The sequence below is a fragment of the Streptomyces sp. NPDC087859 genome (assembly GCF_044742595.1).
GTDB lineage: Bacteria > Actinomycetota > Actinomycetes > Streptomycetales > Streptomycetaceae > Streptomyces > Streptomyces canus_F.
Genome location: NZ_JBIUUU010000007.1, coordinates 314542 through 330582, shown reverse-complemented (window position 1 = coordinate 330582; position 16041 = coordinate 314542). Strand labels below are relative to the sequence as shown.

At 69.2% G+C, this 16041-nt stretch carries 12 protein-coding genes; 7 read left to right on the top strand and 5 right to left on the bottom strand.

Translation table 11 applies throughout. The annotated features are described in order from the left end of the window. Positions 1–42: 42 nt before the first annotated feature. Together ACIOHP_RS19230 and ACIOHP_RS19225 are read right to left on the bottom strand one after the other, a co-directional pair. Positions 43–843 (bottom strand): MIP/aquaporin family protein, encoded by an 801-nt coding sequence (locus ACIOHP_RS19230; protein ID WP_362409221.1) that lies wholly within the window; start codon positions 841–843, stop codon positions 43–45. 336 nt (positions 844–1179) lie between these two features. Further along, positions 1180–1944: an IclR family transcriptional regulator gene (locus ACIOHP_RS19225; protein ID WP_327716067.1), complete on the bottom strand. Its 765-nt coding sequence runs from the start codon at positions 1942–1944 to the stop codon at positions 1180–1182. A gap of 305 nt (positions 1945–2249) precedes the next feature. Between ACIOHP_RS19225 and metH the strand changes: the two genes are divergently transcribed. From metH to ACIOHP_RS19205, 4 genes are all read left to right on the top strand, one after another. Continuing rightward, a complete protein-coding gene (gene metH / locus ACIOHP_RS19220; RefSeq protein WP_401888828.1) occupies positions 2250–5765 on the top strand; it encodes a methionine synthase in 3516 nt (1171 codons plus the stop codon). Between the two features lie 150 nt (positions 5766–5915). Next, on the top strand, positions 5916–6617 hold the full coding sequence (locus ACIOHP_RS19215; RefSeq protein WP_361553308.1) for an HAD family phosphatase: 702 nt from the start codon (positions 5916–5918) through the stop codon (positions 6615–6617). 422 nt (positions 6618–7039) lie between these two features. Next, on the top strand, positions 7040–8644 hold the full coding sequence (locus ACIOHP_RS19210; protein WP_361553305.1) for an ABC transporter substrate-binding protein: 1605 nt from the start codon (positions 7040–7042) through the stop codon (positions 8642–8644). A gap of 65 nt (positions 8645–8709) precedes the next feature. Then, a complete protein-coding gene (locus ACIOHP_RS19205) occupies positions 8710–10290 on the top strand; it encodes an ABC transporter substrate-binding protein (protein WP_401888825.1) in 1581 nt (526 codons plus the stop codon). 74 nt (positions 10291–10364) lie between these two features. On the opposite strand, the gene ACIOHP_RS19200 is transcribed toward ACIOHP_RS19205, so the two are convergent. Further along, positions 10365–11036 (bottom strand): response regulator transcription factor, encoded by a 672-nt coding sequence (locus tag ACIOHP_RS19200; RefSeq protein ID WP_046263744.1) that lies wholly within the window; start codon positions 11034–11036, stop codon positions 10365–10367. Between the two features lie 15 nt (positions 11037–11051). Beyond that, positions 11052–12035 (bottom strand): RecB family exonuclease, encoded by a 984-nt coding sequence (locus tag ACIOHP_RS19195; RefSeq protein ID WP_401888823.1) that lies wholly within the window; start codon positions 12033–12035, stop codon positions 11052–11054. A 174-nt stretch (positions 12036–12209) separates the two neighbouring features. On the opposite strand from ACIOHP_RS19195, the gene ACIOHP_RS19190 reads away from it, so the two are divergent. The 3 genes from ACIOHP_RS19190 to ACIOHP_RS19180 all read left to right on the top strand — a co-directional run bounded on the left by ACIOHP_RS19190 (position 12210) and on the right by ACIOHP_RS19180 (position 15554). After that, positions 12210–13814, top strand: coding sequence for a site-2 protease family protein (locus ACIOHP_RS19190; RefSeq protein WP_401888820.1), 1605 nt, complete (start codon positions 12210–12212; stop codon positions 13812–13814). 46 nt (positions 13815–13860) lie between these two features. Next, the gene (locus tag ACIOHP_RS19185; RefSeq protein WP_361486931.1) at positions 13861–14763 is read left to right on the top strand and encodes a tRNA (adenine-N1)-methyltransferase; all 903 of its coding nucleotides are present in this window, start codon (positions 13861–13863) and stop codon (positions 14761–14763) included. 212 nt (positions 14764–14975) lie between these two features. Further along, positions 14976–15554 (top strand): hypothetical protein, encoded by a 579-nt coding sequence (locus ACIOHP_RS19180; protein ID WP_401888817.1) that lies wholly within the window; start codon positions 14976–14978, stop codon positions 15552–15554. 24 nt (positions 15555–15578) lie between these two features. Here the strand turns inward: ACIOHP_RS19180 and ACIOHP_RS19175 are convergent, their stop codons facing one another. Further along, positions 15579–15884, bottom strand: coding sequence for a ferredoxin (locus tag ACIOHP_RS19175; protein WP_266894705.1), 306 nt, complete (start codon positions 15882–15884; stop codon positions 15579–15581). Positions 15885–16041: the final 157 nt, after the last annotated feature.

Here is a 16041-nt window from a genome sequence, read left to right as displayed (position 1 = left end):
TGTGGGTACCGCGTGCTGCGAGGCTTGTGCTGCGAGGCTTTTCTAAGCAAAAGCGACGTTGTAGATACCCGCAGCGATCGCGCCGCCGATCAGCGGACCGGCCACCGGGATCCACGCGTAGCTCCAGTCCGAGCCGCCCTTGTTGGGCAGCGGAAGGAGGGCGTGCACGATACGCGGACCGAGGTCACGGGCCGGGTTGATGGCGTAGCCGGTCGGGCCACCGAGGGACAGACCGATCGAGACGACGACCAGCGAGGTGATCAGAGCGCCCAGGGTGCCCAGGCCGTTGCCGCCGTCGTTGAGGCCCTGCGTGAGGACGGCGAGCACCAGCACGATGGTGCCGATGATCTCCGTGGCGACGTTCTGCCAGGCGACCCGGATCTCCGGACCGGTGGAGAAGATGCCCAGGACCGGGCCCGCGCCCTTCTCCTGTGCCTCGACGGCCTTGGCCGTGGTGGCCTGTGCGCCCGGCGCGCCGACGATCTCCTTGTCGGTCAGGTGCGCGTGGAACTGGCCGTAGTAGGCGATCCAGACCAGGGCCGCGCCGATCATGGCGCCGAGCAGCTGCCCGCCCCAGTAGATCGGGACGTCACTCCAGGAGATGCCGTTCTTCTTGAGCGCGAGCGCCAGGGTGACGGCCGGGTTCAGGTGCGCACCGGAGAGCGGTGCGGAGGTGTAGACGGCCGTCAGTACGGCGAAACCCCACCCGAAGGTGATGGCGAGCCAGCCCGCGTTGCGGGCCTTGGAGGCCTTCAGCGTGACGGCGGCACAGACGCCGCCGCCGAGCAGGATGAGTATGGCGGTACCGATGGTCTCGCCGATGAAGATGTCGGAGCTGGACACCCGCGACTCCTTTGTCCTTCGTCCAGGGGACCGAACCCCGGGTCCCTCCGGAGGTTCGAGCTGCTCTCGGATGAGAGCTGTGCCGGCCCTTGGCGTTGTCACACTCTAGCGCGTATTGCCGGTAGGTGTTCGACAATGCCGACCGATGGACGGGAGTCTCGCTCCGGCGCGACATGTGCGTCAAGGGTTCTGTTATCGAAAGTGCGATCGTTATTGACGCTGTGAGCTGTCGATCTTCACGGGGGGCTGCTATGAGACCCCGTCCGATATGTCCGCTTCAGGGTACGACCAGAACCGGAACGCCGTCAGGGCGTCCCGGTGTGCTCTTACCGACTTCTAGAAGCGCCCGGCACCCAGGTCCCGCGACACCGCGCGGGCACAGTCCCGTACCGCCGCGATCAGCTCGGGACGCAACTCGCCGTCCCGGCACAGCCGTTCCACGGCCCCCGTGATGCCGACCGCGCCCACCGGCATCCGCCGCCGGTCGTGGATGGGGGCGGCCACACCGGCCACGCCCTCCCAGGTCTCCTCCACGTCCACGGAGTAGCCACGCGCGCGTGTGATGTCGAGGACGTTCTCGAAGGCGTCCAGCTCGGACACCGTGCGATCGGTGAACGCCTTGCGGTCCGCCTCGATGACCTCACTGTGCGCCACCGGGTCGTACGCCGACAGCACCTTGCCCAGCGCTGTGGAGTGCAGCGGCTGCATGGCCCCGATCTCCAGCACCTGCCGGCTGTCGTCGGGCCGGAAGACGTGGTGCACGATCAGCACGCCCTGCTGGTGCAGAACGCCCAGATAGACGCTCTCGCCGCTGGACCGGGCCAGATCGTCGGTCCACACCAGGGCGCGCGCCCGCAGCTCGTGCACATCGAGATAGGTGGTGCCCAGGCGCAGCAGCTCGGCGCCCAGCTGGTACCGCCCGGACGCATCGTCCTGCTCGACGAACCCCTCCAGCTGCAGAGTGCGCAGGATGCCGTGCGCGGTGCCCTTGGCGAGGCCCAGGGCCGAGGCGATGTCCGAGAGGCCGAGCCGCCGCTCGCCACCCGCGAGCAGGCGCAGCATCGCGGCCGCCCGTTCGAGCGACTGGATGTTCCGTGCCATCGCCGTTCTGCCTCCGTCCCCTTCGCCGTCGACCCGCGACGTCGCTGCCGCCGTTCGGCAATGTCGAACACTACTAGTCCATGCCGACCAACCGCCAATGGTCGTGCGACACCTTTAAGTCACTCCCGCTGCACGCGCGCGTCACTCGTATCCCAGGAACGAGCCGCCCAACATCCTCGTCCGTCCCGTGGACGCTCTGACCGTCCGGGTCGGGTCCCGGCTACCCTGACGGCGTGCGCCCGCTGTGGGAAGCCCCGCGGCAGGACGCAAAGCCGACAGCCGTCGCACCCACAGGGAGCCCTTTCATGGCCTCGTTGCCACCGACCCCTTCCGCCGACAGCCGGACCCGCGCGTCCGCCCTCCGCGAGGCACTCGCCACCCGTGTGGTGGTCGCCGACGGGGCGATGGGCACCATGCTCCAGGCCCAGGACCCCACGATGGAGGACTTCCAGCAGCTCGAGGGCTGCAACGAGATCCTCAATGTGACCCGGCCCGACATCGTGCGCTCGGTGCACGCCGAGTACTTCGACGCGGGCGTCGACTGCGTCGAGACCAACACCTTCGGCGCCAACCTGAGCGCCCTCGGCGAGTACGACATCCCCGAACGCATCACCGAGCTGTCCGAGGCCGGTGCCCGCATCGCCCGCGAGACGGCCGACGAGTACGCCGCCCGCGACGGCCGCCAGCGCTGGGTCCTCGGCTCGATCGGCCCGGGCACCAAGCTGCCCACGCTCGGCCACACCACCTTCGGTGCCATCCGTGACGCGTACCAGCAGAACGCCGAGGGCCTGCTCGCCGGCGGCGCCGACGCGCTCCTGGTGGAGACCACGCAGGACCTCCTCCAGACCAAGGCCTCCGTCATCGCCGCCCGCCGGGCCATGGAGACGGCCGGGTACGACGTCCCCCTGATCGTCTCGGTGACGGTGGAGACGACCGGCACGATGCTGCTGGGTTCGGAGATCGGTGCCGCGCTGACCGCGCTGGAGCCGCTCGGCATCGACATGATCGGTCTGAACTGCGCGACCGGGCCCGCCGAGATGAGCGAGCACCTGCGCTATCTCGCCCGCCACTCCCGCATCCAGCTGTCCTGTATGCCGAACGCCGGCCTCCCGGTCCTCACGAAGGACGGCGCCCACTACCCCCTGACCGCGCCCGAACTGGCCGACGCGCAGGAGAACTTCGTCCGCGACTACGGCCTGTCCCTCATCGGCGGCTGCTGCGGCACCACTCCCGAGCACCTGCGTCAGGTCGTCGAGCGGGTACGCGACCTCGCGCCCACCGAGCGCAACCCGCGCCCCGAGCCGGGCGCCGCCTCCCTGTACCAGACGGTGCCGTTCCGGCAGGACACGTCGTACATGGCGATCGGTGAGCGGACGAACGCCAACGGGTCGAAGAAGTTCCGTGAGGCCATGCTGGAGGCCCGCTGGGACGACTGTGTGGAGATGGCGCGTGACCAGATCCGCGAGGGCGCGCACATGCTGGACCTGTGCGTGGACTACGTCGGGCGCGACGGTGTCGCCGACATGCAGGAGCTGGCCGGCCGGTTCGCCACCGCCTCCACCTTGCCGATCGTCCTTGACTCCACCGAGGTGCCGGTCATCCGGGCCGGGCTGGAGAAGCTCGGCGGGCGTGCGGTCATCAACTCCGTCAACTACGAGGACGGCGACGGCCCCGAGTCCCGCTTCGCCAAGGTCACCAAGCTCGCCCAGGAGCACGGTGCCGCGCTGATCGCGCTGACCATCGACGAGGAGGGCCAGGCCCGTACGCCGGAGCACAAGGTCGCCATCGCCGAGCGGCTCATCGAGGACCTGACCGGGAACTGGGGGATCCACGAGTCGGACATCCTCATCGACACCCTGACCTTCACCATCTGCACGGGGCAGGAGGAGTCGCGTAAGGACGGCATCGCCACCATCGAGGCGATCCGCGAGCTCAAGCGCCGCCACCCGGACGTGCAGACCACGCTGGGCCTGTCGAATATCTCCTTCGGGCTGAACCCGGCCGCCCGGATTCTGCTCAACTCGGTGTTCCTGGACGAGTGCACGAAGGCGGGTCTGGACTCGGCGATCGTGCACGCCTCGAAGATCCTGCCGATCGCCCGGTTCAGTGAGGAAGAGGTGCAGACGGCCCTCGATCTGATCTACGACCGGCGTGCCGAGGGCTACGACCCGCTGCAGAAGCTGATGGCCCTGTTCGAGGGCGCCACCGCGAAGTCGCTGAAGGCGGGCAAGGCCGAGGAACTGGCCGCCCTGCCGCTGGAGGAGCGCCTCAAGCGCCGCATCATCGACGGCGAGAAGAACGGCCTGGAGGCCGACCTCGACGAGGCCCTGCAGTCCCGTCCGGCCCTCGACATCGTCAACGAGATTCTCCTGGACGGCATGAAGGTCGTCGGCGAGCTGTTCGGCTCCGGCCAGATGCAGCTGCCGTTCGTGCTCCAGTCCGCCGAGGTCATGAAGACCGCCGTCGCCTATCTCGAACCGCACATGGAGAAGACGGACGACGAGGGCAAGGGCACGATCGTGCTGGCCACCGTCCGCGGCGACGTGCACGACATCGGCAAGAACCTCGTCGACATCATCCTGTCCAACAACGGCTACACCGTGGTCAACCTGGGCATCAAGCAGCCGGTCTCCGCCATCCTGGAAGCCGCCGCGGAGCACCGCGCCGACGTCATCGGCATGTCCGGGCTCCTGGTCAAGTCCACGGTGATCATGAAGGAGAACCTGGAGGAGCTCAACCAGCGTGGCCTGGCCGCCGACTTCCCGGTGATCCTCGGTGGTGCGGCCCTGACCCGTGCCTATGTCGAGCAGGACCTGCACGAGATCTACGAGGGCGAGGTCCGCTACGCCCGCGACGCCTTCGAAGGCCTGCGCCTCATGGACGCCCTGATCGGCGTCAAGCGCGGCGTGCCCGGCGCGAAGCTCCCCGAGCTGAAGCAGCGCAGGGTGCGTGCGACCGCCGCCGTCGAGGTCGAGGAGCGACCCGAGGAGGGACACGTCCGTTCCGACGTCGCCGTCGACAACCCCGTGCCCACCCCGCCGTTCTGGGACACCCGCGTCATCAAGGGCATCCAGCTCAAGGAGTACGCGACCTGGCTCGACGAGGGCGCCCTCTTCAAGGGCCAGTGGGGCCTCAAGCAGGCCCGCGCGGGCGACGGACCGACGTACGAGGAACTCGTCGAGACCGAGGGACGGCCCCGGCTGCGCGGTCTGCTGGACAAGCTCCAGACGGAGAACCTGCTCGAAGCGGCCGTCGTCTACGGCTACTTCCCGTGCGTGTCCAAGGACGACGACCTGATCATCCTCGACGACCAGGGCAACGAGCGCACCCGTTTCACCTTCCCGCGCCAGCGCCGCGGCCGCCGACTGTGCCTGGCGGACTACTTCCGCCCGGAGGAGTCGGGGCAGACGGACGTCGTCGGCCTCCAGGTCGTCACCGTCGGCTCCCGGATCGGCGAGGAGACGGCGAAGCTGTTCGAGGCCAACGCCTATCGCGACTACCTCGAACTGCACGGCCTGTCCGTCCAGTTGGCCGAGGCGCTCGCCGAGTACTGGCACGCGCGCGTGCGTTCGGAACTGGGCTTCGCCGGTGAGGACCCGGGCGACATCGAGGACATGTTCGCCCTGAAGTACCGGGGCGCCCGCTTCTCCCTCGGCTACGGCGCCTGCCCGAACCTCGAGGACCGCGCCAAGATCGCCGACCTGCTCCAGCCCGAGCGCATCGGCGTTCAGCTGTCCGAGGAGTTCCAGCTGCACCCCGAGCAGTCCACGGACGCGATCGTGATCCATCACCCCGAGGCCAAGTACTTCAACGCACGCTGAAGCACCCCTCCACCGTGACTCCGGTGTGCCCCTGGGCACACCGGTTAAACAAGGCATGTCGTCGTACCGCGACGTACACTGGTCGGTCCACCGCAGGCCGGCTCCCTTCGTGGGAGCCGGCCTGATCGTCCCTCAAGGAGGTGCGCCAGGATGACCAGCACGGTCCCCGCGCCAGTAACCCGTACGGCCGAAGGCTCAGCCCTGCAGGCGGTGCTCCTCGACATGGACGGCACCCTCGTGGACACCGAGGGGTTCTGGTGGGACGTCGAGGTCGAGGTCTTCGCCCGCCTCGGTCACACCCTCGACGACTCATGGCGCCATGTGGTGGTCGGCGGCCCCATGACCCGCAGCGCGGGGTTCCTGATCGAGGCCACCGGTGCCGACATCACCCTCGCCGAGCTGTCGGTGCTGCTCAACCAGGGGTTCGAGGACCGCATCGGCCGCACCCTGCCGCTGATGCCGGGCGCCGCCCGGCTGCTGGCCGAGCTCGCCGAGTACGAGATCCCCACGGCCCTGGTCTCCGCCTCGCACCGGCGCATCATCGACCGGGTGCTCACCACGCTCGGCCCCCAGAACTTCGCGCTCACGGTGGCGGGGGACGAGGTGGCCCGGACCAAGCCGCACCCCGACCCGTATCTCTTCGCCGCCGCCGGTCTCGGCGCGGATCCGGCCAGATGCGCGGTCGTGGAGGACACCGCGACCGGTATCGCGGCGGCCGAGGCCGCGGGCTGCCATGTCGTGGCCGTGCCCTCGGTCGCCCCCATCGCCCCGGCCGCCCGGCGCACCGTCGTCACCTCGCTCGAGGAGGTGGACCTGGCATTTCTCCGCGGTCTGATGACGGAAATGCGCTGAGCGTTCACCCAGCGTGCGGCATCGATAGGGGGCGCATTTCCCGGGTCCGCACGCAAAGGAATTCGCGCCTCGACGGATGGCCGAATTCCGGTACGGGAACAAACCGTTGATGATGTGACGTTCCCCACGCGACGGGGGATCGACACTCGATGAGGTGTGTGCATCGACGCCCGGTTCGGGTGGCTTGCGCGTGCCCTTGTGTCCCGATTGATGGGACCCTGCACGAATCCTTCCCCGGTCGGGTTTTCAATGCGTCCACGCCCGGTTTCGCTGCGTGATGGCAGCTCAACTCCGGTGGCCGTCAACCCTCGTGCAGGTGCGGACTAATCTCGTCGCGAGAACATCGACGAAACCCCCGTGATCCGCCGCACCACCCATGCATGCCGGGTACACGGACTCAACAGCTCTGGAGAAACTCGAGCATGAACCGCAAGACTTTGGTGCTGCCGGCCGTCATCGGTCTGCTCGCGCCGGTCCTCGCCGCGTGCGGTGGGTCCGACGGCGGCAGTGGCGGCGGGGACGGAATCGTCGTCGGCACCACGGACCGGTTCACCGCCTCGCAGGAAGCACCCGCGCCGCTCGACCCGGCGTACGCCTACGACGTCGGCACCTGGAACATCCTGCGCCAGACCGTGCAGACCCTGATGATCCAGCCGCGCGGCGAGGGCGAACCCGTGCCCGAGGCCGCCGAGAGCTGCCGCTTCACCGACACCGGCAACGAGCGCTACGCCTGCACCCTGCGCAAGAACCTGCAGTTCGCGAACGGCGACGCCATCACGGCCGAGGACGTCAAGTACTCCATCGACCGCGCCCGTTCCCTCAAGGCCGACAGCGGTGTCTTCGCCCTGCTGTCCACCATCGACACCGTCGAGACCAAGGGCGACCGCGAGGTGATCTTCCACCTCAAGACGGCCGACGCCACGTTCCCGTACAAGCTGTCGACCCCCGTCGCCGGCATTGTCAACCCCGACGACTACCAGCGCGGCAAGCTGCGCGACGGCTTCGACGTCGACGGCTCCGGCCCGTACACCATGTCGGCCGACGTCAAGAACGACGAACTCGTCGATGCCGTGTTCACCAAGAACCCCCACTACACGGGGACGCTGAAGGTGAACAACGACAAGGTCGAGCTGCGCTCCTTCGAGGACGCCGACGCCATGGGCAGCGCCCTGAACGACGGTGACATCGACGTCATGTCCCGCACCATGTCGCCGGAGCAGATCGAGAAGCTCTCCCTCTCCTCGGACGACGACGTCGACCTCGTCGAGATGCCCGGCCTGGAGATCCGCTACCTGGCCTTCAACACCGACGCCGCGACCGTCAAGACCAAGGCCGTGCGCCAGGCGATGGCCCAGATCGTCAACCGCAGCGAACTCGTCTCCAAGGTCTACGGCTCCGAGGCCGAGCCGCTGTACTCGCTGGTCCCGGCGAGCATCACCGGCCACTCCAACTCGTTCTTCAACAAGTACGGCGACCCGAGCAAGGCCAAGGCCCAGGCGCTGCTGACGAAGGCGAGCATCACCACCCCGGTCAAGCTGACCCTGCACTACACGACCGACCACTACGGCGCCGCCACCAAGAACGAGTTCGAGCAGCTGCAGAAGCAGCTCAACGACAGCGGCCTGTTCGACGTCAGCATCAAGGGAACGCCCTGGGCGACCTTCCGCCCCGCCGAGCAGAAGGGCGAGTACGACGTCTACGGCATGGGCTGGTTCCCCGACTTCCCGGACGCCGACAACTACATCGCGCCCTTCCTCGACAAGGACAACTTCCTCGGCTCGCCGTACGCCAACAGCGAGATCCGCAACACCCTGATCCCGGAGTCCCGCCGCGAGGCCGACCGGCTGTCCGCCACCAGCAGCCTGACGGACATCCAGGACATCGTCGCCGACGACGTCCCCGTGCTGCCGCTGTGGCAGGGCAAGCAGTACGTCGCCGCCCGCGACGACGTCACCGGCACCGCCTATGTCCTCAACTCCTCCTCCACCCTTCAGCTGTGGGAGCTCAGCCGTGGCGTGAGCGGCTGATCCGACCCCTGCCCGGGCCGCGGACGACGGCCGGGATTCGCCAACCGACGACAAGGCATCCGTAAGTGAACATGCGTAACCAGTGGCCGGTCCTGCCGATGATGGCGGGGCTGGCCTCCGGCCTGCTGACCGGCTGCGGTACGGAGAGCGGGGGCTCGGGGAGCGACGGCTCCAACGTGGTGATGGGAATGTCGGACGACGTCCTGGCCACCGACCCCGCGTCCGGCTACGACCCCGGATCCTGGCTGTTGTTCAACAACGTCTTCCAGTCGCTGCTGAGCTTCCCCAAGGGCGGCACGGAGCCCGAGCCCGAGGCCGCGGAGAGCTGCGAGTTCAGCGACACCGCGACCAGGGTCTACACGTGCACGCTCAAGGACGGCCTGCAGTTCAGCAACGGTGACTCGCTCACCTCGGAGGACGTCAAGTTCTCCTTCGACCGCATGCTGAAGATCAACGACGACGCCGGTCCCGCGATCATGTTCCCCATGCTCGAAAAGGTCGAGACGCCGAACGAGAAGACGGTCGTCTTCAAGCTCAACACGCCCGACGCCACCTTCCCGAGCAAGATCGCCTCCGGTGCCGGATCCATTGTCGACCACCGGCAGTACGACGCCGACGGGCTGCGCAAGGACGGCGAAGCGGTCGGCTCCGGCCCCTACAAGCTGGACTCGTTCGGTGACGACGAGGCCGTCTTCTCCGTCAACGAGAACTACAAGGGCACCGCCGAGGTACAGAACTCCGGCGTCACCCTGAAGTTCTTCCACGGCAAACAGGACGAGCTCAAGCAGTCCCTGATCGACAACAAGATCGACATCGCCTACCGAGGCCTCAGCGCGGGCGACATCGCCGACATCGAGGCCGCCGGCACCGATGCCGGCGTCGACCTCGTCGACGGCACCAGCGCCGAGGTCCAGCACCTGGTCTTCAACATGGACGACCCGGTCGCCGGACAGCTCGGAGTACGCAAGGCCATCGCCTACCTGCTCGACCGCGACGCCCTCATGACAGAGGTCTACCAGGGCACCGCCACCTCGCTGTACTCGATCATCCCGGCCGGTATCGCGGGCCACAACACGGCCTTCTTCGACACCTACGGCGCCAACCCGTCCAAGACCAAGGCCGCCGCGGCCCTGAACGCCGACGGCATCACCGGCAAGGTCAAGCTCACCCTCTGGTCCACCCCGACCCGCTACGGCCCGGCCACCGACCAGGAGCTCAAGGCGATCGCAGGACAGCTCAACAAGAGCGGCCTGTTCGACGCCGACGTCAAGTCCGTCGACTTCGAGCAGTACGAGAAGGACATCGCCGACGGCAAGTACGGCGTCTACGTGAAGGGCTGGGTGCCCGACTACCCGGACCCCGACAACTTCACGGCCCCCTTCTTCGGCAAGGGCAACGTGCTGGCCAACAACTACGACAACAACACGATCACCGGCACCCTCATCCCGCGCACAGCCGCCCAGAGCGACCGCGCCGCGACCGACAACGACTACGGCCGCCTCCAGGACCTGGTCGCCGAAGAGGTCCCGGTCATCCCGCTCTGGCAGGCCAAGCAGTACGCGGTCGTCCGCGAGGACGTCTACGGACTGGAGTACTGCCTCGACGCCTCGACCGTCTTCCGCTTCTGGGAGATCAGCAAGGGCTGACGCCGGACCTCCGGACACGACGAAGGGCGCCTCTTCTCACGAAGGGGCGCCCTCGGCCGTCGTACGACATGCACCTACTGCGCGCCGGGGCGCACCAGACCGCTCTCGTACGCGTACACCGCCGCCTGCACCCGGTCGCGCAGCCCCAGCTTGGTGAGGACGTGACCCACATGCGTCTTCACGGTGGTCTCGCTCACGAACAGATCCGCGGCGATCTCGGCATTGGACAGCCCACGCGCCACCAGCTTCAGCACCTCGACCTCACGGTCGGTGAGCGTGTGCAGGGTGTCCGGGACGGGATCGTCGCCCGAGGGCAGATGCGTGGCGTACTTGTCGAGGAGCCGGCGCGTGATGCTCGGCGCCAGCATCGCCTCACCGGCGGCGACCACGCGGATCGCCTGCACCAGCTCGTTGGCCGGGGCGTCCTTGAGCAGGAAGCCGCTGGCCCCCGCCCTGAGCGCCTCCACCACGTACTCGTCGAGGTCGAAAGTGGTCAGCACCAACACCTTCGCCGGGCCGTCCCGCCCGGGGCCGGTGATCTGCCGGGTCGCCTCCACACCGTCCATCCGCGGCATGCGGATGTCCATCAGGACCACATCGGGCTGCAAGGCCCGCACCTGGTCGAGCGCCTGGAGCCCGTCACCGGCCTCGCCGACCACGGCGATGTCCTGCTCCGCCTCCAGAATCATCCGGAAGCCGGTGCGCAGCAGCGGCTGGTCGTCGACCAGTAGGACGCGGATGGCCACGTAAGTCTCCTTCGCCTAGTCCCGGCCCATTCTGCCCTGCGAGCCGTCCCCGGACTCGGCCGCCCTCACCGCCAGCGGATACGGCGGGGGAGTGCCGCCGAACTCCGGGCAGTGGGCCTGGTGGTCGCACCAGCCGCACAGCTTGGTGGGGCGGGGGCGCCAGTCACCCGTTTCCGTCGCCTCCCGGATCGCCTCCCACAGCGCGAGCAGCTTGCGCTCGACACGCTCCAGGTCGGCGAGGACCGGGTCGTACGTCAGGACGTCACCACTACCGAGGTAGACGAGCTGGAGACGGCGCGGGATCACATTCTTCAGCCGCCAGACCACCAGGGCGTAGAACTTCATCTGGAACAGAGCGCCCTCGGCGTACTCCGGCCTGGGCGCCTTGCCCGTCTTGTAGTCGACGATGCGGACATCCCCCGTCGGCGCCACATCCACCCGGTCGATGATCCCGCGCAGCTTCAGCCCCGACTCAAGCACCGCCTCCACGAACAGCTCGCGCTCGGCGGGCTCCAGCCGGGTCGGGTCCTCCAGGCCGAACCACCGCTCGACAAGCTGCTCGGCCTCACCCAGCCACCGCGCCAGCCGCTCGCCCTCCGGATCGTCCGCGAACAGCTCCACGACCTCCGGCCGGGTCTCCCGCAGCCGGTCCCATTGCCCCGGGATGAGCGACTTGGCCCGCGGCGGCGTCCGCTCCGCCGCCGGGGCGTCGAAGAGCCGCTCGAGGACCGCGTGCACCAAAGTGCCCCGCGTCGCCGCCTCGCTGGGCTTCTCCGGCAGCCGGTCGATCACCCGGAACCGGTACAGCAGCGGGCACTGCATGAAGTCACTGGCACGCGAGGGCGACAGGGACGCGGGCGCTATGGCGACACGCGCCTCGACGACGGCCGCCGTGGCCGCCGCCTCCCGCGTCGTCGCCTGCTCGTCCGGGACCGGCTGATCCACTTCCGCGATCCCGCCGCCGGGGGTCTCGGCCGCGCCCTCTGTGCTCGTCTCCATGACCCCAGACCTTACGGCCCACCACTGACAGTGACCCAGTCGCGGCCGAGACCCCCGCGACAACAGAGAAAACAGAGGGGGTGCCGGGGCGGAACGCGTGACGACCGACGCATACCATCGTCCCGAGACCCTTCCGCCGGCAGGCGCGGAAGACGCTTCGAACGAGGGGACACCGTGGACGAGAGCGGCGGGAGCGGGCAGCCGCGGTCCGGCAACGACGACCCGGCCCAGCACCACGCAGGCCCTGCGGCCCCGACTGCCGACCCCGAACACCCCGACGTGGACGCCCCCGAGCAGGGCGCCGACGCCGCCGGTGCCGTCCGCGCCGAGGAAGACGCCGCGGACGCGCCCAAGCACGACAGCGAGACCGCGGAGACCACCGCGACGGCGCCTGCCGCAAAATCCCCGGCCTCACGCGAGGACACCACGCCGGACGAGGAGGAGCGGCCCGCCGGCGACGACACCCCCTCGCAGCACACCCCGCAGCACCCCGCCGCCGACGGATCCGGCACGGAAACAGCACCCGAGGACCGCCCCACCCCTCCCGCCGGCGCCCCCCACACCCACCCCGACCGCACCCTCGCCCACTCCGGCACGGCCAGGAACCGCCCGCCCCGCCGCCAGAAGGACCCCGGCGGCGGGCTCCTCATGGGACGCCCCTTCGGCGTGCCCGTGTACGTCGCACCCAGCTGGTTCCTCGTCGCCGCCCTCATCACCTGGGTCTTCGGCGGCCAACTCGACCGCGTCCTGCCCGAGCTCGGAGCCGCCCGGTATCTCGTGTCGCTCTTCTTCGCGGTCGCCTTCTACGCCTCCGTGCTCGTGCACGAACTCGCCCACACCGTCGCCGCCCTCCGCTTCAAGCTCCCCGTACGCCGCATCCAGCTCCAGTTCTTCGGCGGCGTCTCCGAGATCGAGAAGGAAGCCGAGACCCCGGGCCGGGAGTTCGTCCTGGCCTTCGTCGGCCCACTCCTCTCCCTCGTCCTCGCCGGCCTCTTCTACCTCGCCATGCAGCCCGTGGAACCCGGCACCGTCCCCGGCGTCCTGCTGGCCGGCCTGATGATCTCCAACCTCATCGTGGCCGCCTTCAACCTCCTGCCCGGCCTGCCCCTCGACGGCGGCCGCATGCTCCGCGCGGTCGTCTGGAAGATCACCGGCAAACCCATGAGCGGCACCATCGCCGCCGCCTGGGTCGGCCGCGCCCTCGCCGTCTCCGTCCTCATCGGCCTCCCCCTGCTCACCCAGTCCGGGGCACTCGGCTCCAACGCCGAGGACAACGTCGGCATGGACACCGTGATGGACGCCCTGCTCGCCGCCATCCTCGCCGCGATCATCTGGACCGGCGCCGGCAACAGCCTCCGCATGGCCCGCCTGCGCGAACACCTCCCCGAACTGCGCGCCCGCAACCTCACCCGCCGCGCCGTCCCCGTCGAGACGAACACCCCCCTGTCGGAAGCCCTGCGCCGCGCCAACGAAGCCGGAGCCCGCGCCCTCGTCGTCGTCGACGCCGACGGCGAACCCCTCTCCCTCGTCCGCGAGGCCGCCATCGTCGGCGTCCCCGAACACCGCCGCCCCTGGGTCGCCGTCAGCGGCCTCGCCCAGGACCTCACCGACGGCATGCGCGTCTCCGTGGAACTCGCCGGCGAGGACCTCCTCGACACCCTGCGCGCCACCCCCGCCACCGAATACCTGGTGGTGGAGGAGACCGGAGAGATCTACGGCGTCCTGTCCGCCGCCGACGTCGAGCGCGCCTTCGTCAAGGCCATGGCCCGCCCCAGCTGAACTCCAAGTGGTCGGCGCCCTCCACAAACCCCGGTAGGCTGTTCACATGTCCGAACCGACCGGTGCCGCCCGCAGGCGCGGGCCCTTCAAGGTCGGGGACCAGGTTCAGCTGACCGACCCCAAGGGCCGCCACTACACGTTCACGCTCGAGGCCGGGAAGAACTTCCACACCCACAAGGGTTCCTTCCCCCACGACGAACTGATCGGCGCTCCCGAGGGCAGCGTTGTCCGCACCACCGGGAACGTCGCCTACCTCGCGCTGCGCCCCCTGCTCCCCGACTACGTCCTGTCCATGCCCCGCGGGGCAGCCGTCGTCTACCCGAAGGACGCGGGGCAGATCCTCGCCTTCGCCGACATCTTCCCCGGCGCACGCGTCGTCGAAGCCGGCGTCGGCTCCGGCTCGCTCAGCAGCTTCCTGCTGCGCGCCATCGGCGACCAGGGCATGCTGCACAGCTACGAGCGCCGCGAGGACTTCGCGGAGATCGCCCAGCAGAACGTCGAGCGCTACTTCGGCGGCCCGCACCCCGCCTGGCAGCTCACCGTCGGCGACCTCCAGGACAACCTGTCCGACACCGACGTCGACCGCGTCATCCTCGACATGCTCGCCCCCTGGGAATGCCTGGAGGCCGTCTCCAAGGCACTCGTCCCCGGCGGCATCCTCTGCTGCTACGTCGCGACCACCACCCAGCTCGCCCGGACCGTCGAGTCCATCCGCGAGATCGGCAGCTTCAACGAGCCGAGCGCCTGGGAGTCGATGATCCGCAACTGGCACGTCGAGGGCCTGGCCGTCCGCCCGGACCACCGCATGATCGGCCACACCGGCTTCCTGCTCACCGCCCGCCGCCTCGCCGACGGCGTCGAGCCGCCCATGCGCCGCCGGCGCCCCGCCAAGGGCGCCTACGGCGAGGACTACACCGGTCCCAACGCCGACGGAGGCTCCGGCCGCTGAGGCGACCCCTGCCGCGTACAACGCAAAGGCGCCGTGACCGAGTTCCCGACAGTCGTCCGGAACGCGGCCACGGCGCCCTTTCATTGACACCGCACCAGAAAACGCAAGGCCGCAAGCCGACAAGCACCGACCCCGCCGTTCCGCCACGCCGAACCGTGTGGCACCATGCTGGCCACCCCCACCGGCACCAGCCCTCTCGGGAGTCACCCTCAGTGCAGCAATCCGCGGTCCCGGAACTCGCTCACACCCACACCCGCCCCATCCACTGGGTCGCCACCGCCACGGCAGTCGCCGGCGTCATAGCGCTCTCCTCGGTACTCCAACCGAATCCGGCCACGGCCGCCCAGGCCGCCGGCCCCCGGTCACACAGCGCCCCCACCACCGTCACCGCCCCCGACCCCACCGACGTCGACTTCCCGATCGACTGCGGCCCGGTCAAGGCACTCGTGGTGAAGAAGGCCAGCGGCGACCTCGACGGCGACGGCAGGCCCGAGAGCGTGGCGGTCGTCCACTGCGACGCCCCCATGGGCACCCCGCCCGACGGCGTCTACGTCCTCACCCAGGCCGCCGACGCCAAGACCCCACGCGTCGTGGCGACCCTCGTGGCCCCCAAGGACCGCATCACCGTCAAAACCCTCACGGTCTCCGACGCGACGGTCGCCGCCGACATGGTCGGCTACTCCTCGGACTCCGTACCCAGTTGCTGCCCCGACGTGACCACGAGCGCCAAGTGGCAGTGGAAGAACGGCGCGTTCGTCCGCTCCACACCCGCGGGCGCCCACAGCGTCTGATACGCACGCAGGGCACCCGACGACTCAGTCCGCCTCGGGCCCGTAGACCTCGACCAGGTCCGACACCCGGCGCACATGGATGCACTCGCCAGGACACTCCTTGGCCGAGTCCACCACGTCCGTCAGCAACGTCAGCGGCACCGGCGTCGTCGCGCCCTTGTCCTGCAGCAGCTCGTCGCCCGTGCCCTTCACATACGCCAGACCGTCGATGTCCAGCTCGAACACCTCGGGCGCGTACTGCGCACAGATGCCGTCGCCGGTACAGAGATCCTGATCGATCCAGACCTCGAGAGCCTCACCGTCGGCCACGGCTTCCTGCTGCACGCTCATGTCTCCTGCCCCATCGGGTGCTGAACACCCACGACCCTACCCCCGGCCACCCGCGCCCGACGGCCCCGCGGAGGGCGCCCCGGACCGTGACACCGCCCGCCCGTCCGTACACGCTCCGTCAACGAACTCAAGACCCGATCGAGCCGGACCGCAGCCC